At 65.7% G+C, this 18,247-nt stretch carries 20 protein-coding genes; 6 read left to right on the forward strand and 14 right to left on the reverse strand.

All coding sequences use genetic code 11. The features are described from left to right. Window positions 1–133: 133 nt before the first annotated feature. Together rpiA and ISF28_RS08370 are read left to right on the forward strand one after the other, a co-directional pair. Window positions 134–811, forward strand: a complete 678-nt coding sequence (gene rpiA / locus ISF28_RS08365; RefSeq protein ID WP_198116706.1) for a ribose-5-phosphate isomerase RpiA — start codon at window positions 134–136, stop codon at window positions 809–811. A gap of 2 nt (window positions 812–813) precedes the next feature. Continuing rightward, complete coding sequence (locus ISF28_RS08370) at window positions 814–1,149, forward strand: hypothetical protein (protein ID WP_198116707.1); 336 nt, start codon at window positions 814–816, stop codon at window positions 1,147–1,149. A 100-nt stretch (window positions 1,150–1,249) separates the two neighbouring features. Here the strand turns inward: ISF28_RS08370 and ISF28_RS08375 are convergent, their stop codons facing one another. Then, a complete protein-coding gene (locus ISF28_RS08375) occupies window positions 1,250–1,522 on the reverse strand; it encodes an oxidative damage protection protein (RefSeq protein ID WP_198116708.1) in 273 nt (90 codons plus the stop codon). Window positions 1,523–1,580: 58 nt separating this feature from the next. Further along, window positions 1,581–2,894, reverse strand: coding sequence for an amino-acid N-acetyltransferase (argA, locus tag ISF28_RS08380; protein ID WP_198116709.1), 1,314 nt, complete (start codon window positions 2,892–2,894; stop codon window positions 1,581–1,583). Between the two features lie 54 nt (window positions 2,895–2,948). Here argA and hrpA point away from each other — a divergent pair, with 54 nt between their 5' ends. Then, complete coding sequence (gene hrpA / locus ISF28_RS08385; protein WP_229518953.1) at window positions 2,949–7,109, forward strand: ATP-dependent RNA helicase HrpA; 4,161 nt, start codon at window positions 2,949–2,951, stop codon at window positions 7,107–7,109. 168 nt (window positions 7,110–7,277) lie between these two features. Beyond that, window positions 7,278–7,733, forward strand: coding sequence for a DUF2214 family protein (locus ISF28_RS08390; protein ID WP_198116710.1), 456 nt, complete (start codon window positions 7,278–7,280; stop codon window positions 7,731–7,733). 3 nt (window positions 7,734–7,736) lie between these two features. On the opposite strand, the gene ISF28_RS08395 is transcribed toward ISF28_RS08390, so the two are convergent. Next, on the reverse strand, window positions 7,737–8,249 hold the full coding sequence (locus tag ISF28_RS08395) for a DUF6622 family protein (RefSeq protein WP_198116711.1): 513 nt from the start codon (window positions 8,247–8,249) through the stop codon (window positions 7,737–7,739). 262 nt (window positions 8,250–8,511) lie between these two features. Between ISF28_RS08395 and ISF28_RS08400 the strand changes: the two genes are divergently transcribed. Beyond that, window positions 8,512–9,372 carry a dioxygenase family protein gene (locus ISF28_RS08400; RefSeq protein ID WP_198116712.1) on the forward strand — a complete coding sequence of 287 codons (861 nt, stop codon included), beginning with the start codon at window positions 8,512–8,514 and terminating at the stop codon, window positions 9,370–9,372. Between the two features lie 15 nt (window positions 9,373–9,387). Here the strand turns inward: ISF28_RS08400 and ISF28_RS08405 are convergent, their stop codons facing one another. The 10 genes from ISF28_RS08405 to ISF28_RS08450 all read right to left on the reverse strand — a co-directional run bounded on the left by ISF28_RS08405 (window position 9,388) and on the right by ISF28_RS08450 (window position 16,596). After that, entirely contained in the window at window positions 9,388–10,425 is a 1,038-nt protein-coding gene (locus ISF28_RS08405; RefSeq protein WP_198116713.1) for a lysozyme inhibitor LprI family protein, read from the reverse strand. A 13-nt stretch (window positions 10,426–10,438) separates the two neighbouring features. Then, window positions 10,439–11,599, reverse strand: a complete 1,161-nt coding sequence (locus tag ISF28_RS08410; RefSeq protein ID WP_198116714.1) for a glutathionylspermidine synthase family protein — start codon at window positions 11,597–11,599, stop codon at window positions 10,439–10,441. A 1-nt stretch (window position 11,600) separates the two neighbouring features. Next, a complete protein-coding gene (locus tag ISF28_RS08415) occupies window positions 11,601–12,032 on the reverse strand; it encodes a DUF1190 domain-containing protein (protein WP_198116715.1) in 432 nt (143 codons plus the stop codon). After that, window positions 12,029–13,372, reverse strand: coding sequence for a saccharopine dehydrogenase C-terminal domain-containing protein (locus ISF28_RS08420; RefSeq protein WP_198116716.1), 1,344 nt, complete (start codon window positions 13,370–13,372; stop codon window positions 12,029–12,031). Before ISF28_RS08420 ends, ISF28_RS08415 begins: the two co-directional genes overlap by 4 nt. Window positions 13,373–13,413: 41 nt before the next feature. Beyond that, the gene (locus tag ISF28_RS08425; RefSeq protein ID WP_198116717.1) at window positions 13,414–13,683 is read right to left on the reverse strand and encodes an NUDIX hydrolase; all 270 of its coding nucleotides are present in this window, start codon (window positions 13,681–13,683) and stop codon (window positions 13,414–13,416) included. Between the two features lie 53 nt (window positions 13,684–13,736). After that, on the reverse strand, window positions 13,737–13,940 hold the full coding sequence (locus ISF28_RS08430) for a hypothetical protein (protein WP_198116718.1): 204 nt from the start codon (window positions 13,938–13,940) through the stop codon (window positions 13,737–13,739). Window positions 13,941–13,985: 45 nt separating this feature from the next. Further along, complete coding sequence (gene lspA, locus ISF28_RS08435; RefSeq protein ID WP_198116719.1) at window positions 13,986–14,471, reverse strand: signal peptidase II; 486 nt, start codon at window positions 14,469–14,471, stop codon at window positions 13,986–13,988. An 84-nt stretch (window positions 14,472–14,555) separates the two neighbouring features. Next, window positions 14,556–15,185 (reverse strand): hypothetical protein, encoded by a 630-nt coding sequence (locus ISF28_RS08440; RefSeq protein WP_198116720.1) that lies wholly within the window; start codon window positions 15,183–15,185, stop codon window positions 14,556–14,558. Window positions 15,186–15,341: 156 nt separating this feature from the next. Further along, entirely contained in the window at window positions 15,342–15,758 is a 417-nt protein-coding gene (locus tag ISF28_RS08445) for a secondary thiamine-phosphate synthase enzyme YjbQ (RefSeq protein ID WP_198116721.1), read from the reverse strand. Between the two features lie 37 nt (window positions 15,759–15,795). Then, entirely contained in the window at window positions 15,796–16,596 is an 801-nt protein-coding gene (locus ISF28_RS08450) for an HDOD domain-containing protein (protein WP_198116722.1), read from the reverse strand. A gap of 210 nt (window positions 16,597–16,806) precedes the next feature. Here ISF28_RS08450 and ISF28_RS08455 point away from each other — a divergent pair, with 210 nt between their 5' ends. Further along, window positions 16,807–17,253: an FKBP-type peptidyl-prolyl cis-trans isomerase gene (locus ISF28_RS08455; RefSeq protein WP_198116723.1), complete on the forward strand. Its 447-nt coding sequence runs from the start codon at window positions 16,807–16,809 to the stop codon at window positions 17,251–17,253. 42 nt (window positions 17,254–17,295) lie between these two features. Here the strand turns inward: ISF28_RS08455 and ISF28_RS08460 are convergent, their stop codons facing one another. Next, on the reverse strand, window positions 17,296–18,234 hold the full coding sequence (locus ISF28_RS08460) for an alpha/beta hydrolase (protein WP_198116724.1): 939 nt from the start codon (window positions 18,232–18,234) through the stop codon (window positions 17,296–17,298). Window positions 18,235–18,247 lie beyond the last annotated feature (13 nt).

Here is an 18,247-nt window from a genome sequence, read left to right on the forward strand (position 1 = left end):
GCAAGATTATATGCCCAATTGGCATGAAAACTGTCGCGAAAGCGCGGCGAAGATGCGGCGCACCGCGGCGGATGTGGCAAGAACAGCATGCGAATCCGTTAAAATGTCGGATTCTTCACCTTCTACCAACATCATGACCCAGGACGAACTCAAGCAGGCAGTGGCCCGCGCCGCCATCGACTACGTGGTCGACGGCGAAATCATCGGCGTCGGCACCGGCTCCACCGCCAATTTCTTCATCGACGAACTCGGCAAGATCAAATCGCGCATCAAGGGCGCCGTGGCGTCGTCGGAAGCGACGGCGACGCGCCTGCGCGGTCACGGCATCGAGGTGTTCGACCTGAACGACGTCGCATCGATTTCCGTCTACGTGGACGGCGCCGACGAGATCGACGCCGCCGGCGCCATGATCAAGGGCGGCGGCGCGGCCCTCACGCGCGAAAAGATCGTCGCGTCCGTGTCCGGTAAATTCGTGTGCATCGCGGACGGCTCCAAGCTGGTCGAGACGCTGGGACAATTCCCCCTGCCGGTCGAAGTCGTGCCGATGGCCGCGAACGCCGTCAGCCGCAAACTGGCCGCACTGGGCGGGCAACCGCGCCTGCGCACCAAGCCGGGCAGCAGCGACGCGTTCGTCACCGACAACGGCGGCCATATCCTCGACGTGGCCGGCTTGTCCATCACGGATCCGGTGGCGCTGGAATCGGACATCAACCAGATCGTCGGCGTGATCGCCGTCGGCCTGTTCGCCCGCCGCGGCGCCGACGTCTGCCTGCTGGGCACGGGCGACGGCGTCAAGACGCTGACGTTCTGATCATGCGGCGCGCTCCGGTCCTCTTGTCGTTCGCCCTGGTGGCCCTGGCGGCCGTGGTGGGCCTGGGCGGCTGTTCCATATTGCACAAGCGCATGCCGGCGCCGCCCGCGCCGGCCGCGCCCGTGGCGGACGCAACGCCCGCCGTCGAGACGATTCCGTTCCACACGGGCGTGTCGTCGGCCACCGTCGAGAAGATGGCGAAGCAGCAAGGCTGTACGGGCGGGCAGGGCGCCGGGCTGATCACGGAGCCGGGGCCTGTGGAGGTCTATCGCATGCGCTGCGACAGTGGAAAAGTGTTCATGGCGCGCTGCGAGCTGCGCCAGTGCAAACAGATGTAGGGTGGACGGGTTCCCCGTCCACGCGTTCAACTCACTTGGGCGCAGCAGTAATGCAAGCGCTTGCTGGACGCGTGGACGGCGGAGCCGTCCACCCTACCGATCAGGCGGTCGGCGGCACGTAACCGGAGGCCTCGTCCGCGCCTTCGCCGAAGAAATGACGCTCCATCTGCGTGGCCAGGTATTTGCGGGCGCGCGCGTCCGCCATGTTCAGCCGGTTTTCGTTGATGAGCATGGTCTGGTGCTTGAGCCAGCCCTCCCAGGCTTCCTTCGACACGCTTTCATAGATGCGCTTGCCCAATTCGCCCGGGTACGGCGGGAAGGCCAGGCCTTCGGCTTCCTTGTTCAGTTTGATGCAATGGACGGTGCGGGCCATGTTCTTGCTCCTGGTTCGGTATCGGAAAACGTGATTATAAATCGGCGCGCCCCGGCCGTCAGAGCTGCTTGATCAAGATCTGCGACCTGCGTTGCCAGTTGTACATATGCGCCCGGTCCTTGGGCAGGTCGTCGACGGTCGCCGGCACGAAGCCGCGCTTCTTGAACCAGTGCGACGTGCGCGTGGTCAGCACGAACAGCTTCGTCATGCCGGCCGCGCGGGCGCGGTTTTCCATGTGCTTGAGGATGCGTTCGCCGTCGCCCTGGGTCTGCGCGTCCTGGCTCACTGTCAGGCAGGCCATCTCCGCCATCTTCGATTCCGGGAACGGGTACAGCGCGGCGCAGCCGAAGATGACGCCGTCGTGCTCGATCACGGAAAACTGTTCGATTTCGCGTTCGATCAGCTCGCGCGGGCGCTTGACCAGCGTGCCGTCCGCTTCCAGCGGCTCGATGAGCTTGATGATCCCGCCGACGTCCTCGATGGTGGCCTTGCGCAGGCTTTCCAGGTTGTCGTGCGTGATCATGGTGCCCACGCCGTCGTGGGTGAACAGTTCCAGCAGCGCGGAGCCGTCCAGCGAGAACGGGACGATGTGGGCGCGGTCCACGCCGCTGTTGCAGGCCTTGATCGCGTGCTGCAGGTAGAACGACGCGTCGTTCGGCAGGAAGCCCGCCTGCAGCACGGCTTCGGCCTGGTGCGACGACAGTTCGCGGATGTCGCCGCCGCCGGCGTCCTTCATCAGCGGGGTTTCGGTGATGAAGATGAGTTTTTCGGCGTGCAGGGCGATCGCGGCGGACACCGCCACGTCTTCCATCGTCAGGTTGAACACTTCGCCGGTCGGCGAGAAGCCCAGCGGCGACAGCAGGACGATGTTGTCCTCGGTTTCCAGGATGGGCTGGATCTTGTCGGCGGCGACCTTGCGCGTGACGCCCGTCAGCTCGTGGTCGACGCCGTCGATCACGCCGAGCGGGCGCGCGGTGACGAAATTGCCGGAGACGATGCTGATGTTCGCATTCGACATCGGCGTGTTGGGCAAACCCTGGCTGAACGCGCCCTCGATGTCCAGGCGCAGTTCGCCGGCGGCTTCCTTCGCGCATTCCATCGCGGCGCTGTCCGTGACGCGCACGCCGTTGTGGAAGCGGCCCGCGACGTTGCGCAGCGCGAGCTGTTCGGCCACCTGCGGCCGCGACCCGTGCACGAGCACGACGCGGATGCCCAGGCCGACCAGCAGCGACAGGTCCTGCGCGAGCACGGGCAGGGCGCCGGCCGCGACCAGTTCACCGGGGAAAGCGACGACGAAGGTCTTGCCGCCGAAAGCGTGAATATACGGCGCGACGGAGCGCAGCCACTGGACGAATTGGGTAGGGTTTTCCATTTGCCGCATTATAATTCGCTGCGCGACTTGCGCACTGAATCCTAGCAAAAATCAATGTCTGAACAGAGTAACAAGCCTGCGCCGAACCCGGCGCGCGCCGCTTCCCCCGACCGCCGCTCGCAACCGCGCAACGACGCGCGCCGCGGACCGCGTCCGCCCGCGCGCGAGGGCGCGCTCGCGAACGCGCTCGCGCAGGCCCAGGTGCGCGCGCCGCGCGCGGATACCGGCCCGCAGGAACGCCCGCCGCGCCAGCGCGAAGGCGACGCGCGTCCGCGTCCGGACCGCCCCGCGCGCAACGAGGCCCGCAAGGAGCCGGTGCGCAATCCGCTCCCGCCGATCACCTTCCCGGAAGACCTGCCCGTCTCGGGCCGGCGCGCCGAAATCGCCAGGACGCTGATGGAGAACCAGGTCGTGATCGTGTCCGGCGAAACCGGCTCGGGCAAGACGACGCAGCTGCCGAAGATCTGCCTGGAACTGGGACGCGGCGAGAAGGGCATGATCGGCCACACGCAGCCGCGCCGCATCGCCGCGTCGTCGACGGCGAAGCGCATCGCGCACGAACTGGGCTCGCCGCTGGGCGAGCACGTGGGCTACAAGGTCCGCTTCAACGACACGCTGTCGCCCGGCGCCTGGGTCAAGCTGATGACGGACGGGATCCTGCTGGCCGAAACGCAGACCGACCCGCTCCTCAAGGCCTACGACACGATCATCATCGACGAGGCGCACGAGCGCAGCCTGAACATCGACTTCCTGCTCGGCTACCTGAAGCAGATCCTGCCGCGCCGGCCGGACCTGAAGGTGATCATCACGTCGGCGACGATCGACGCCGACCGCTTCGCGCGCCATTTCGGCACGCCTACGACACCGGCGCCCGTCATCGAAGTGTCGGGCCGTCTGTACAAGGTCGAGGTGCGTTACCGCCCCGTCGAACGCGACCAGGAATTCGCGCCCGCCGCCGACGGTAAATCCGTCTCGAAGGCGCAGGCGGCGCGCGACAAGCGCGACCTGATGGATGCCGTCGTCGACGGCGTCGACGAGGTGTGTCGCCTGGGGCAGGGCGACGTGCTCGTGTTCCTGCCCGGCGAGCGCGAGATCCGCGACTGCGCCGAGGCGCTGCGCAAGCATCATCCGCCGCACGTGGAAATCCTGCCGCTGTTCGCGCGCCTGTCCGTCGAAGAACAGGACCGCGTGTTCCGCACGACCAACGCGCGCCGCATCGTGCTGGCCACGAACGTGGCCGAGACGTCGCTGACGGTGCCGGGCATCCGCTACGTCGTCGATGCCGGCCTGGCGCGCGTAAAACGCTACAGCTACCGCAACAAGGTCGAGCAACTGCAGATCGAGGCGATCTCGCAGGCCGCTGCCAACCAGCGCGCGGGCCGGTGCGGCCGCGTCGCGGACGGTGTCTGCATCCGCCTGTACGAGGAAAACGATTTCCTGCAGCGTCCGAAATTCACGGACCCGGAAATCCTGCGCTCGTCGCTGGCGGCCGTCATCCTGCGCATGAAGTCCCTGCACCTGGCGGACGTGGAGACCTTCCCGTTCGTCGAGCCGCCGCAGGGCCGCGCCATCGCCGACGGTTACCAGCTGCTGCAGGAACTGGGCGCCGTCGACGACGCCAACGAGCTGACGACGATGGGCCGCAAGCTGGCCAAGCTGCCGCTCGACCCGCGCGTGGGCCGCATGATCCTGGCCGCCGTCGATAACGTTTGCCTGACCGAGATGCTGATCATCGCGTCCGCGCTGTCCGTGCAGGACCCGCGCGACCGGCCGATGGAATACCAGCAGCAGGCCGACGAGAAGCACAAGAAATTCGCGGACGAGAAGAGCGAGTTCCTGGGCTTCCTGAAGATCTGGCGCTGGTTCGAGCAGGCCATCGAGCACAAGAAAACGAACCGCCAGCTGCAGGACAACTGCCGCGAGAATTTCCTGTCTCAGGTCCGCCTGCGCGAGTGGCGCGACGTGCATTCGCAACTGCTCACGATCGTGAAGGAGCAGGGCTGGCGCCTGAACGACGCGCCCGCGACGTACGAGCAGCTGCACATGGCGCTGCTGACTGGTTTGCTGGGCAATATCGGGTACAAGATGGAAGAGGAAGGCGAAACGGCTTCCGGTGGAGCGCAAGGCGGCGGCGCCTACCTGGGCGCGCGCGGCATCAAGTTCCACATCTGGCCCGGGTCCACCCTGGGCAAGAAGGCCGGCAAATGGATCATGGCGGCGGAGCTGGTCGAGACGACGCGCCTGTACGCGCGCTGCATCGCGCAGATCCAGCCGGAATGGATCGAAAAGATCGGCGGCCACCTGCTGAAGAAATCGTGGGGCGAGCCGCGGTGGGAAAAGCGCACGGCGCAGGTGACGGCCAGCGAACGCGCGACCCTGTACGGCATCGTGGTGTATAGCCAGCGCCGCATCAACTACGCCCTGCACAACCCGGCGGAAGCGCGCGAGATCTTCATCCGCGACGCGCTGGTGGGCGGCGACTACGAGACCCGCTCGCCGTTCTTCGCCCACAACCACAAGCTGATCCGCGAAATCGAGAACCTCGAGCACAAGTCGCGCCGCCTGGACGTGCTCGTGGACGACCAGCTGATCTACGCGTTCTACGACAAGGAAATCCCGGGCGACGTCGTGAACGGCGCGGGTTTTGAAAAATGGTACAAGGACGCGGCGCGCGACAATCCGAAGCTCCTGTACCTGAACCGCGAAGAGCTGATGCGCCACGAGGCGGCTGGTGTCACGACGGAGCTGTTCCCGAAGACGATGAACGTCACCGGCATCGAGATGGGCCTCACGTACCACTTCGAGCCGGGCAGCCCGCGCGACGGCGTGACGTTGACGGTGCCGCTGTTCGCGCTGAACCAGATCCCGCGCGAGCGCGCGGACTGGCTCGTGCCGGGCATGCTGAAGGAGAAGGTGCAGCTGCTGCTGAAGTCCCTGCCGCAGAAGCTGCGCCGCCATTGCGTGCCCCTGCCGGAGTACGCCGCGCGCTTCTTCGAGCGCAACGAGGACCCGGTGCGCTTCGGTCGCGGCGACCTGATCGACGCCCTGATCGCCGACATCCACGCGCAGACGGGCGTGCGCGTGATGACGACCGATTTCAAGCTGGAGACCCTGCCGGCGCACCTCTTCATGAACTTCAAGGTCGTGGACGAGCATGGGCGCCAGCTCGACATGGGCCGCAATCTCGCCACCTTGCAGGCGGAGCTGGGCGGCCAGGCGCGCCAGAGTTTCCAGCGCATGGCGGAGACCACGCCAGCCGCGGGCCAGTCGGGCGCCAAGCCGTTGGCCGCGCAGGCGCCGGCACCATCGGCGGCGCCGGCCAAAGGCAAAGCCGCGCCCGCGCCGGCCGCACCCGCCGCGCCGGCCGCCCACACGAACATCACCGGCTGGACGTTCGGCGAGCTGCCGGAGCTGCTGGAGATCACCCAGGGCAAGATCACGTTGATCGGCTTCCCGGCACTCGTCGACAAGGGCACGCACTGCGACCTGGAAGTGTTCGACGACCCCAACGTGGCGGCGCGCACGCACCGCATCGGCCTGCGCCGCCTGTTCGCGCTGCAGTTCAAGGAGCAGCTGAAATTCGCCGAGAAGAACGTGCCGGGCCTGCAGCAGATGGGCATGCAGTTCATGTCGGTGGGCACGCCGGACGAACTGCGCGAGCAGATCGTGAGCAAGGCCATCGACATCGCGTGCCTGCAGGACCCGTTGCCGATCGATGCCGCGTCGTTCAACAAGCGGCGCGACGAGGGCAAGGGCCGCATCGGCCTGTTGATCAACGAGACGGCGCGCCTGGCCGGCCAGATCCTCGCGGAGTTCCACGGCCTGCCCAAGCGCCTGCAAGGCCTGCCGCCGGCCGTCGCGAGCGACATGCAGGCGCAGTTGCAGGGGCTCGTGCACAAGCGCTTCATCGCCGAGACGGAATACAGCCAGCTGGCGCACTTCCCGCGCTACCTGAAGGCGATGAACGTGCGCCTGGAGAAACTGCGCGCCAACCCGGCGCGCGACGCCCAGTTGATGGCCGAGTGGCAGACGGCGGCGACGCAGTTCCAGCGCACGGTGAAGAACCAGCCGTTGAAGAACCTCGACCCGCGCATGATCGAGTTCCGCTGGATGCTCGAGGAGCTGCGCGTGTCGCTGTTCGCGCAGGAGCTGCGCACGCCGATGCCGGTGTCGTCCAAGCGCTTGCAGAAGGTGTGGGAGTCGATGTTGCGGTAGGGTGGACGGCTTTGCCGTCCACGCGGTGATCGTTAGCGGCTCCGCGTTCGTGCACGGTATCGGAGCCGACCCGTATCACCGCGTGGACGGGGAACCCGTCCACCCTACTTTGACATGGCGCGGACCTGCCGCTACAGTTGATATCCCATCACTATCAGCGACCTTGCCATGACCGACCTCGTGCTCGCCATCGTCCACCACCTGATCGTGTTCGGCATCGCATCCGCACTGGCCGCCGAGCTGGCGCTGATGCGGCCTGCCGCGATGTCGCCGCAGACCGTGCGCCTGCTGGGACGCTTCGACGCGGCGTACGGCATCATGGCGCTGGCGATCCTCGTCGTCGGCTTCCTGCGCGTGCAGTTCGGCGCGAAAGGTCCCGACTTTTATATGCACAACCCGGTGTTCTGGGCCAAGATCGGTGCGTTCGCCGCCGTGGGCCTGATCTCGATCCGGCCCACGCTGCGCATCCTCGCCTGGCAGAAGCTGGCGAAGGCGGACGCCGCGTTCGTCCCGGCGCTGGACGAAGTGAATGCGCTGCGCCGCACGATGCTGCTGGAAATCCACGTGTTCGCGCTGATCCCGATCTTCGCGGCCATGATGGCGCGCGGGATCGGGTACAGCTGACGTTCACGCGGCCGCCGCGGCGCCGGCCGGCAGCATGCGGTACGACGCCAGGTCGCGCACCAGGCGGCCGACGAACCAGCCGTTGAAGACGCCGAACAGGACGCACACGGCGCAGGCGAACACCGTATCGTGGCGCAGTTGCGGCGCGACGGACAAGGTCACGGACGCCACGTACTTCGTGAAGAACACGGCCATCATCATGACGAGCGGCTGGCCGCTGCCGCGCACGCGCACCCAGCCCGGCATCGTGCCCGCCTCGATGTGCGAGGCGCCGGCCAGTCCGGCCAGCAGCGCCATGCCGGCCGCACCGATTGCCCACGCGGCCAGCGCCCAGCCGCCGAGGCCGAATTTCGCGTTCATGTCCTGCAGCGACAGCACCAGCATCACGGCCGGGATCAGCACGAGCCGGCGCACTTCGACGTCGCGGTCGCGCATGGCCGTCAATCCGCGCTGGACGAGGAAGGCAAGGATCGCCCAGACGTAGAGCGGGGTGTGGGACAGGATCTGGATCAGCATGGTCGGCTCCATCGGTGAGTTAAGTTGGCGCCATCTTGCCGGCGCCCGCGCTCGTGCGGGCCGCGATGCGACGAAATACGCGGCGGCGGCGCGAAATGCGGCCGGACGGCGCGAAATGCGGACGGCGCGCGTCTTTACGCGGCTTTACAGTCGTTGACGGCACTTAACGTTCCCCCATCCGACAATGCGCGGCGCGCCCGGCACTTGCGTCATCCATATCGACAAGCCGGACTGCACTCCGTTTCGTAACCCAGGGGGATTCATGGATCATTCACATCACAGCCTTGCCGAGGACCTCGAGCGCATGCTCGCCACCCAGTCCAGCCGGCGCCAGTCGCTGCGCTGGCTGCTCGCGTCCGCGGCCGCCGTGCCGCTCGCGAGTTGCGGCGGGGGCGGTTCGGGCGGGGACACGGCCGCGTCGACCGTGTCGTCGTCCACCGGCAGCACCGGCACCACGACCACGACGACGACGGGCACCTGCGCCGTCATCCCCGAGGAGACGGGCGGCCCGTACCCGGGCGACGGCACCAACAGCAACGGCAGCGGCATCGCGAACGCGCTGGGCCTGTCCGGCATCGTGCGCAGCGACATCCGCACGAGCGTGGCGCCCGGCAGCGCGACGGCGGCGGGCATCCCGACGACCTTGAAACTCCAGATCGTCAACGTCGGCGCGAGCTGCGCCAGCGCGGCCGGCGCCGCCGTCTACCTGTGGCACTGCGACCGCGACGGCAATTATTCGATGTACGCGAGCGGCCTGACGAACGAGAACTACCTGCGCGGCGTGCAGGAGGCCGACAGCACGGGCACCGTCACGTTCACGACGATCTTCCCGGGCTGTTACTCGGGCCGCATGCCGCACGTCCATTTCGAGGTCTACCCGAGCCTCGCCAAGGCCACGAGCGCGTCCAACCGCGTCAAGACGTCGCAGTTCACCTTCCCGATGGCGACGCTGAACGAAGCCTACGCGACGGCCGCCTACAGCGCCAGTTCGCGCAACCTGGCGTCGATGAGCTATGCGACCGACAACGTGTTCAGCGACGGCACGACCTTGCAGATGGCGTCGGTGAGCGGGGATCCGGTCAACGGCTACGTCGTCACGCTGACGATCGGCGTGTCGTTGTGACGGGGGCGGCGCGGGTCAACGATACCGCGCGATTGTCTTCAGCGCGGCGATGCGCTGGCGTAGCAGCAGCGCTTCGATCGCGTCCGGGTTTGGTCCCGACGGCAGCGTGCCGCGAAAGGCCAGGAAGGCGTCGCGGTAGGCCAGCCACAGACGTTCGGCCTTGCGGACGTCGCCGCGCTCCACGGTGGAAGCGCCGATGCGGGCGGATTCATCCTTTTGTTTGGCGGGCGCGTTCATGAGGTCCTGGTAGACCGCATTGAGTTCGCCGTCGAGCCGTTTCGCTTCCGTGGGCGTCGTCGCGGCCACCTTGCCGTCGAGGACGTCCAGGACGGCGCGCATGAACTGCTCGTCGAGCTTCCCTTCATGCTCGATGGCGAGCGCCGGTGCGGCCGTGCCCTGCATGTCGACTTCGGCCGTGGCGGCGCCGGCATACGCGTCGGCAGCGGCGCGCAGCGTTTTGAATGCCGGCCGAGCGGAGGCGGGAATGGCGCGGGCCACGCGGTCGAGGCGCGCGGCGCGCACGCGCCCGGCCTGTGACTGGCGGATGCCGGCGCAGACACTGCCCATCATGCCGCTCGTGATGTCGTCGCACTGGTCGAACACGGCGCCGGCAGGCAGACCGCCCGCCAAATGGGCGATGCGCGCTTCCATTTCCGCCTTCGCCGCGAAATCCAGGCTGCAGGCATAGTGGATCGCGATGTCCAGATCGCGCGGCACGCCGAAACCGTTCGCATACAACATCATCAGGACGGCATTGTCCCCGCGCGCCAGCGCGCATGCCCTGACCGTCTGCCATTCGGCGGGCGAGGTCACCGCCTGGCTGCGCTTTTCGTAATACAGCCTGGACGCGTCGCAGGTCGCGCCCGGCGCGGGGGCGGGCGCAGCGGGTGCGACGGCGTGTTCGACGCGCATGCATTGGCGATACCACGCTTCGTCCTTCGAAAACGGGACGCCGAAGGTGTGCGTGGTGGGATATTCGGGCGCGGCCGGGACGGACGCGGCGGCGCAGGCGGCCAAACCGGCGACGGCGAGTTTGAAGAACGATGTCGGCATGCTTTTCATAGTCCTAGCGCAAAACCGTGGCCGGCGGACTTTCGGCGTGTCCGGGCGCCACGAAATAATGGGGCACGAAGTGGCTCATATTGGTCGTGACGAGCAACGCATCTTCGCGCAGGCAGATGCCGGCGGGTTCTTCCCCGACGATCCACGAGCCGATGACGGGATAGTTGCCGTCGAAGTCGGGGAGCCTGTGCAGTTGCTGGTAAATGAAGCGCCCGTGGCCATACGGCCCGTCGTCTTCGGCAACGACGTTTCCGTCCGCGACGAGCACGATATTGGCACCCTCGCGCGAGAAGAACGGTTTCTTCGCGTACGACGTCAACTGTCCCGGCTCGAAAAACGCCGGCAACAGGTTAGGATGGTCCGGATAGAGTTCCCACAGGATGGGAAGGATCGCCTTGCAGGACAAGACCGATTTCCAGATCGGCTCGATGAAGCGCGTGCCGCACGCGGTCGTCATCGGACCGAATGTTTCATGCATCATCCATTCCCACGGATACAGCTTGAACAGCGTGCCGATCGGCGCATTGTCCTCGTCCACGAACGTGGCCGTGTTCGCGTCCCAGCCCAGGTTTTCGACGTCGATATGGCGGACGTCGAATCCCGCCTGCCGCGCGGTATCCATCAAATAGTGCACGCAGACCCAATCTTCCTCGTTCCCGGCCAGCGAGGCAAAGTGGATGCGTCCGTCCTTGCTGTTCACTTGCTTCCAGCGTTCGACAAGGCGCTCGTGCAGCGAATTGAACTGGTCGTGGGCCGGGAATTTTTCCTTCATCCAGTACCATTGCGCGACCGCCGACTCCAACAGCGACGTCGGCGTGTCGGCGTTATATTCGAGCAGCTTGGGTTCGCTCTTGCCGTCATAGGCCAGGTCGAAGCGGCCGTACAGGCTGAATTCGCGCCGCGCAAACGACGTCTCGATCGCTTGCCAATATGTGGCGGGGATGTCCAGTTCACCCAGGCGCCTGTGCCGGATAACGTGATCCACTGCGTTGAGGCACATCGCATGCAATTCGGTGGTACGGGCTTCGAGCAGGTCGATCTGCTCGGCCGAAAAACGGTAGCAAACTTCCTCGCACCAGTAATCGTCCCAGCCGTGGAACGAGAGTCCGATCGATTCGAGTTTTTCCGCGTGGTTGGGGCGGGGATCGATGAGTAATCGTTGCATGTCAACCTCCGCCGGATTCGCCGCCGAAACCGCCGCCGTGCGCGCCTTCGCCATGTCCGCCCTCGCCGCCGCCATGCGCGGTCGAGCCGAAACCGCCGCGCGCCACGGGCACGGAATCGACGGACGTCGCATGCGACGGTCCGCCGCGGCTGGCGTCGCCGCTCGTCACCGCGCGCGCTGTGCCGTTTTCGATGATCATCGGACGGCCGGCGTCGCGGTCCCAGTAATAGCGTGGACCGACAAAGGCGGCGCCGCCATGGGCATTCGGCGCCGGTTTGCAGCGGTCGCCGTCGCCCCAGTCCTTGCGGCAATCGTCGGCATTGGCGTACGAGTTTTGCAGCGCGTTGTCGGGTAGATTGTCGGGCTTGCTGCAACCCGTGAGCGATGTGAGCGCGCCGAGCAGAATCAGCGGCACTTGTTTCGAGCGTTTCATCCCTGCCTTAGAAAATCGACTGTTTGTAAAGTACCCGTGCCGTTCGCGGGCCAGGCTGCATGCGTCCCGAACACCCGGCCGAGGAAGGGCAGCGCGGCCTGTACCACGCAATCGCTGTCCATGTCCTCGGCTTCCACGACGCCGTCCGAAGGATGGCGCACCATCCATTCGAGGGCGCCGACGATGCCGCCGACGACCTGCATCGACGTCGCGTTGTTATACGGTGCGATGCGCCGCGCCTGTGCCAGGGACAATACGGACCCGAACCAGTACGCGCCCTGTTCCGAAACCAGCAATGCCCCCAATTCGTCGGCGCCATCGACGAGCGCGTCGCGCATGACGGTTTTTTGCGCCGGCCGTGCCAAGCCGTCCCGGATCCACCGCTGCACGCTCTCGCATGTCTTTGGCGCCGGGCGGTAGGCGTAGTACACGGTCGGGCGATAGGCGAGCGTGCCGTCGGCATGGAATTCGCTCAACAGCTCTCCGATGGACAGCGTTTCGTGGTGCGTGATCAGATACGCTTCCTGTTCGCCCACGGATGGCGTCCACGACGAGACGTGCATTTTCGCGCCGGGGCCGCCGAGCATCATCCCCGAGCGCGCCGAGCGGTCGTGACGTCGAGCGCCGGGCGGCGCGCGCGTTTCATGGGTTCCCCAAGATAACTCGGCACGCTGCATGATTTCAGCCATCAGGCCATCGACGGACCATGTGTTGGCGAATTCGCCCGGTGCCAGCGGCCGCTCGTCGGTCTGCGTGTCGCGCTCGGCGACATGAATGACCTTGATGCCGAGCGCACTCGCCAGCGCGGCGCATGGCAGATCGGCCGGTATCGAATGGGCAGCGGCCAGATGCTTCAGGGCGAGTTTGACGAAATGGGACACCAGGCCCGGGTTCGCGCCGTGGGCGATGACGCAGGTGGACCGTCCTTGATCTTTGCGCTGCAATGCATGGTTGCGCAGCCAGTAGTTGGTGGTTTCCAGAACCGGTCTTTGATCCGCATCGTAGCCGCCGGGCCAAGGCTCGACGCACGTGTCGAGATACATGATATTGCGCGCCTGGCACCAATCGATCAGGGCTACGCTAGACACCTCGACCGAGAGGTTCAGCATGATATCGCCCGCGCCCAGCCGTTCGCCGAGCACCTCTTCGAGATTGGCTTGTGTGAGCGCCCATAACGTAAAGGCAATGCCGTACTCGCGCGCGACCGCGGCGCCGCGCGCGTCGGCACTGATGGCGCTGACGTCATTCGGATTCAGGCCGGGATACCGATCGAATAATACGGGCGTCAATGCTTGCGCGATCGAGCCGTAGCCGATGAATAAAATTTTTCGCTGGTTCATCTGTTGATACGGGCAGTGCGCCATGACGCGGCGCAGGCAGCTCACTCATCCCAACCGTATTCCGAGTACGGCTTTTGGGCGGTGCCGGCCAGTATTGCTTGTCGGACGTAGGGAATGGTTTCGGGAGGCAGATCGTCGACTGGCCGCCATTGGAGATCGGCGTGCTTGTCGGGTTCGTGCAATGCGACTGTGCCGTCCCAATGTGCCGTCTGGAAGAAATGCCCTAACCAAGTGTTCCCGTTGGTTTTGCTGTGCAAGGTATGAACATACGAAAACCGAGGCGGACAGTTGGTGGCGTTTTTTTCGTTCACGGCAAATTCGTCAAGATAGCACCGCGAGTGCATGGGTTGGACTGTCGACATGACTAACGAGCGTTGCGCAATCTGTGAAGCTCTACCGGAATACCAACGAGAAGCCCGGCCGCAAGCGCGGACAGCAGGACGAGGAAGAGCATCGAAAAGGAAACGTCATGGTCGCGCCAGTATTGGGCGATTCCGCTCGCCATTAGAATACCTGCGACGAGCAAGCAGTTTTTTCTCAGCACGTTCACAAGTGCGGTTTTTAACATTTCCTCTCCTGATTCATTCCTGAAGTTTGCGGACACTCACCGCATTCATTTCCCGTGCTTTTTCCCGGCCTCAAGGCCGATCACCAGGAACATCACGCCGCCGAAAATGAACACGTCGGCGACGTTGAACGAATACGGGTTGTGGATCCCGCAGCAGCTCATGTTGATGTAGTCGGCCACCGCGCCATAGGCCACCCGGTCATAGGCATTGCCGAGCGCGCCGCCGACCACGGCGCCGGACGCCAGCGTCAACATCCAGCCGGGCTTGTTGCGTGCCCATACCGTCAGCGCTACCGAGGCGATGATGCTGAGCGCGACGAGCAGCCAGCGGGCATCGAAACCATTCAGGAAGCCGAAATTGACCCCCTTGTTCCAGGCCATGACGAAATTGAGATAGGGCGGCCATGCGGGGATCTGCTGGACGGACGCCAGTGCCAGCTTTTGCACGAGGATGATCTTGGAAAGGCGGTCGAGGCCGAAGGCAATTAACGCTGCGAAGGCGATCCGTAATACGGGCATAGAGAAAGTCATTCACTTCAATTGGGCTGGTTGGTCGACGCGACCAAGCGGTCGAACGAGAATAGCACGTTGCGCATTGACGCATATGCCGGAAAATCAGGGTTCACGCTTCCATTGCGCCCTCGACGGGCACGCGATCGATCCGGCTTCGTCGATCCCCTTGATGACGCCGTTTTCGGGACCGACGTTTCCACTCATCCGGCATATCGTCCGTCCGCCTACGTGTTTGCGGTAAATGATCGTGCCGTCGGCGGCCGTGTAGCTGTCCTGCCATACGCCCGCTTCGTAGTGGGCAGCGTCGACGTCGCGCCCAAATCGGGTCCAGGCCGAGTCCGGGCCAGACGGTACATTTGGCAGTTCCCGGGCAATCGCTCGCGCGACGCGGCTCGCCTGGCGCCGGACAAGGTCCATATCGAAGTTCTTTTCGGGGGAACTCGCCGGTGTGGGCGCTGCCGCGTCTGACGCGGTAGTGGAGCGAGTCGCGCCTGTGTACGCGGCGCGCGCGTCCGGAAGCGAGATGTCATGCTCGGGAACTTTCGGCATCGGCGGGGTGATTGGTATGTGATGGATCGGTGGGATCGGCCGGTCCGGCGCCGGCGCCGTCGCTTTGGTTGGGGGCCGCAGCAGGATCGTGATCAGCGTCGTGCCGGGAACCAGACGCGGCCGCTTTTCGTGCAACCATGCCATTACTGCGAGCAGGTGCAAGCCGATGATAAGCGCAAGCACGAATTGTTTTCGTAGAGGGGTGTTAGCGGAGGCCAATGATGGTGTGGTTCGACCGTGCGAAAGGAATCGTCGATCGCTACGTTATCAGATCGCAACATTAGAAAATGCGCGCATTGTCACGGATCTCGTGGATGGCGCGTACCATGCACGATCCGTTCACCCGCCGATCACCGTGACGACGACCTTGCGACGATGCTCCGCCACCCGGTGCTCCCACAAATAAATGCCCTGCCACGTGCCGAGCAGCAGGCGTCCGTCGCCGACCGGCACCGTCACGGACGTGGCCGTCAGCATGGCGCGCGCGTGGGCGGCCATGTCGTCCGGGCCTTCGGTGTGGTGGCGGTAGGCCGGGTCGCCGTCCGGTACCAAGCGCCGGAGGATGGTTTCCAGGTCGTGGCGCACGTCGGGGTCGGCGTTCTCCGTGATCAGGAGGGAGCAGCTCGTGTGCTGGACGAACAGGTGCGCGAGCCCGCAGCGGATGCTGGAGCGGGCGACGGTGTCGGCGACGGCCGCGGTGATGTCGCGGCTGCCGCGTCCGAACGTGTTGAATTCGAGGATGGTTTGATGCGGCATGGTCGGCTCCTTGCGATGCCGACCATGCTACACGAGGTCAGGGCGCGGCCGAAAACGACGCGTGCGCCGGGAAGCGCGCCGTCATCCATTCGCGCGACAGGCGCAGCGTGTCGACCACGTCGGCCGGCAGCGTGTCGAGGATGGCGGGGTCGTCGCTCGGCGTGTCGGCCAGCAGGCTGGCCAGGTGGATGATGCCGCCCAGCTGGCAGAACGGGTGCGCCGCCATCGGGTCGGACGAATTGTCCAGCGCAAGCACGATCCGGTCGGGGAAGTCCCAGCGCCGGCCCAGCTCGGCCGTGATCTGGCCTTCCGAAAGGCCCAGCAGGCGCTGTTCGCGTTCCCAGCGCCCGCCCGGCAGGTGCGGCAGTTGTTCGATCTCGGCGAACGTCGCCGGGGCCGCCTGGTAGATCAGCAGCTCGCCCAGGCGCAGCATCATGCCGGCCAGCCAGGCTTCGCTGCCGTCGATGCCGAGGCCGCCCGCCAGCCACTTGGCGTAGCCGGCGCACGCCATGCTGCTTTTCCAGAACTCGTCGGAATCCAGGCCGGGCAGGGCGGGAAAGGCATCGGAAAAGCACGCGGCCAGCGCCAGCGTGCGGATGTGGGCCATGCCCGCGAGCGAGATCGCTTCGTCGAGCGAGCCGACGTCGCGGCGCGAACCGAAGCGGGCGCTGTTCGCCAGGCGCATCAGCTTGGCCGTGAGCGCCGGGTCGCGCGCGATGATCGCCGCCACCTTCCTGGTGGACGCGTCTTCGTCGTCGAGGGTGTCGATCAGGGCGTGGGCGACTTCGGAAATCGTGGGCAGTTTGACGTCTTCAAAAAACTTCGTAAGGCTGGTCATGGGCATCTTTCATCTACGGCGGTGAGACGGTTCAGTGTATGCCTGTCGACGTTTCCTTATCGAACTATTTTTTGTTTTAGGGAAAATTGTTGCGGAGGAGCCTTCTCATACAAACAACCTTGGACTTGTAACAAACAAATACAAATGTAAAGCGCGGAGCTGGGATAATCTTGCCTGCCTTTCCTCAACCTCAAGTCAACCAGGGATCCAATGAAACTCAAGCCTTCCATCGCCGCCGCATCCGTTGCCGTGTTCGTCGCCGTCCTGAGCCTCGCAGGCTGTGGCGGCGGCGGTGGCGGGTCTTCGTCCAGTACCGTGGTGGCGAATCCGGCGCAGTTCAGCGCGACGGACGTCGTCCTCGGCACCGGCACCGAAGCCGCGACCGGCAAGACCGCGACCGTGACCTACACGGGCTGGCTGTACAGCGACACGGCGGCGGACCACAAGGGCATGCGGTTCGACGGCGGTTCGTACACGTTCACGCTCGGGCAGAACCAGGTGATCGCCGGCTTCGAGCAGGGCGTGCTGGGCATGAAGGTGGGCGGCAAGCGGACGGTGCTGATCCCGGCCAGCATGGGCTATGGCGCGGCCGGTTCGGGCCAGATTCCGCCGAACGCGGGGCTGGTGTTCGACCTGGCGCTGACATCCGTGCAATAAAAAACGGGGCCGCGCGGCCCCGTCGTCCGATGCCGGTTGCCGTCAGTGCGCCGGCTTCAGGTAGCCGTGCATGCCCAGCCAGCGGGCGAAGGCATCGAACCAGCCGGTGCTGGTGGTGGCTTTGCGGTACATGCCGAAGCCGTGGCCGCCCTGTTCGTACAGGTGGAATTCGACCGGGCGCTTGGCCGCGCGCCAGCTGTCCACGAGGCCGTAGCCGCCGTTGCCGAACAGCGGATCGTCCGCCGCCAGCGCGACGAACAGCGGCGGCGCGCCGGCCGGCACGGCGACCGGTGCCAGCGGCCCGTAGATGTCGCCGAGGAATGCGGGTTTCGCGTCCTGGCCGTGCAGGGCGGTCGCCATCGTCAGCATCGCGCCCGCGGAAAAACCCAGCATGCCGATGCGGTCCGGGTCCACGTGCCAGGCCTTCGCGTGCGCGCGCACGAGCGCGAACGCGGCGCGCGCGTCGGCGATCTGCGGCGCCAGCGTCGATGCGGCATCGCCCGGCGCCGGTGGCCGCGGCCGCGCGGCGCCGGAAAACATCCGCGCCATCGCGCGCGCGAACGCGTCCATGTCCGGCGGCGTCTGGTTCAGCCGGTATTTCAACACGAAGGCCGCGACGCCCCTGTCCGCGAGTGCCTTCGCCACGTCCCAGCCCTCGTTGCTCATCGAGAGCGTCTTGAAGCCGCCGCCGGGCGCGACGATCACGGCGGCGCCCGTCGCCTTCGCCGGATCGGGCAGGAACGGCGTCAAGGTCGCCACCGTCACGTTGCGCGCGAACTGGCTGCCGTACTGCATGTGCCAGCTTTCCTGCGCCTTCGCACCCGGCAGCGGGCCCGTGCCCAGATCGACGGCATTCGGCTGCGCCGGCGTCGCGATGGACGTCATCTTGTCGTTCTGCGCATGGGCCGGCGCGGTGAGCGCGCAGGCCACCGCAATGGAGCCCGCGGTCAGCAGCCGGCCGAATCGTCGTGTCGTGTTCATGTCGTCTCCTGTT

Origin of the sequence: Massilia rhizosphaerae, assembly GCF_016093545.1 — a bacterium.
In the GTDB taxonomy this organism is placed as follows: Bacteria; Pseudomonadota; Gammaproteobacteria; order Burkholderiales; family Burkholderiaceae_D; genus Telluria; species Telluria rhizosphaerae.

What these genes read in the sequence shown, in the direction of transcription:
- rpiA (WP_198116706.1), top strand. Translation starts at nt 134, where the DNA reads ATGACCCAGGACGAACTCAAGCAGGCAGTGGCCCGCGCCGCCATCGAC.
- ISF28_RS08370 (WP_198116707.1), top strand. Translation starts at nt 814, where the DNA reads ATGCGGCGCGCTCCGGTCCTCTTGTCGTTCGCCCTGGTGGCCCTGGCG.
- ISF28_RS08375 (WP_198116708.1), bottom strand. Translation starts at nt 1,522, where the DNA reads ATGGCCCGCACCGTCCATTGCATCAAACTGAACAAGGAAGCCGAAGGC.
- argA (WP_198116709.1), bottom strand. Translation starts at nt 2,894, where the DNA reads ATGGAAAACCCTACCCAATTCGTCCAGTGGCTGCGCTCCGTCGCGCCG.
- hrpA (WP_229518953.1), top strand. Translation starts at nt 2,949, where the DNA reads ATGTCTGAACAGAGTAACAAGCCTGCGCCGAACCCGGCGCGCGCCGCT.
- ISF28_RS08390 (WP_198116710.1), top strand. Translation starts at nt 7,278, where the DNA reads ATGACCGACCTCGTGCTCGCCATCGTCCACCACCTGATCGTGTTCGGC.
- ISF28_RS08395 (WP_198116711.1), bottom strand. Translation starts at nt 8,249, where the DNA reads ATGCTGATCCAGATCCTGTCCCACACCCCGCTCTACGTCTGGGCGATC.
- ISF28_RS08400 (WP_198116712.1), top strand. Translation starts at nt 8,512, where the DNA reads ATGGATCATTCACATCACAGCCTTGCCGAGGACCTCGAGCGCATGCTC.
- ISF28_RS08405 (WP_198116713.1), bottom strand. Translation starts at nt 10,425, where the DNA reads ATGCCGACATCGTTCTTCAAACTCGCCGTCGCCGGTTTGGCCGCCTGC.
- ISF28_RS08410 (WP_198116714.1), bottom strand. Translation starts at nt 11,599, where the DNA reads ATGCAACGATTACTCATCGATCCCCGCCCCAACCACGCGGAAAAACTC.
- ISF28_RS08415 (WP_198116715.1), bottom strand. Translation starts at nt 12,032, where the DNA reads ATGAAACGCTCGAAACAAGTGCCGCTGATTCTGCTCGGCGCGCTCACA.
- ISF28_RS08420 (WP_198116716.1), bottom strand. Translation starts at nt 13,372, where the DNA reads ATGAACCAGCGAAAAATTTTATTCATCGGCTACGGCTCGATCGCGCAA.
- ISF28_RS08430 (WP_198116718.1), bottom strand. Translation starts at nt 13,940, where the DNA reads ATGTTAAAAACCGCACTTGTGAACGTGCTGAGAAAAAACTGCTTGCTC.
- lspA (WP_198116719.1), bottom strand. Translation starts at nt 14,471, where the DNA reads ATGACTTTCTCTATGCCCGTATTACGGATCGCCTTCGCAGCGTTAATT.
- ISF28_RS08445 (WP_198116721.1), bottom strand. Translation starts at nt 15,758, where the DNA reads ATGCCGCATCAAACCATCCTCGAATTCAACACGTTCGGACGCGGCAGC.
- ISF28_RS08450 (WP_198116722.1), bottom strand. Translation starts at nt 16,596, where the DNA reads ATGACCAGCCTTACGAAGTTTTTTGAAGACGTCAAACTGCCCACGATT.
- ISF28_RS08455 (WP_198116723.1), top strand. Translation starts at nt 16,807, where the DNA reads ATGAAACTCAAGCCTTCCATCGCCGCCGCATCCGTTGCCGTGTTCGTC.
- ISF28_RS08460 (WP_198116724.1), bottom strand. Translation starts at nt 18,234, where the DNA reads ATGAACACGACACGACGATTCGGCCGGCTGCTGACCGCGGGCTCCATT.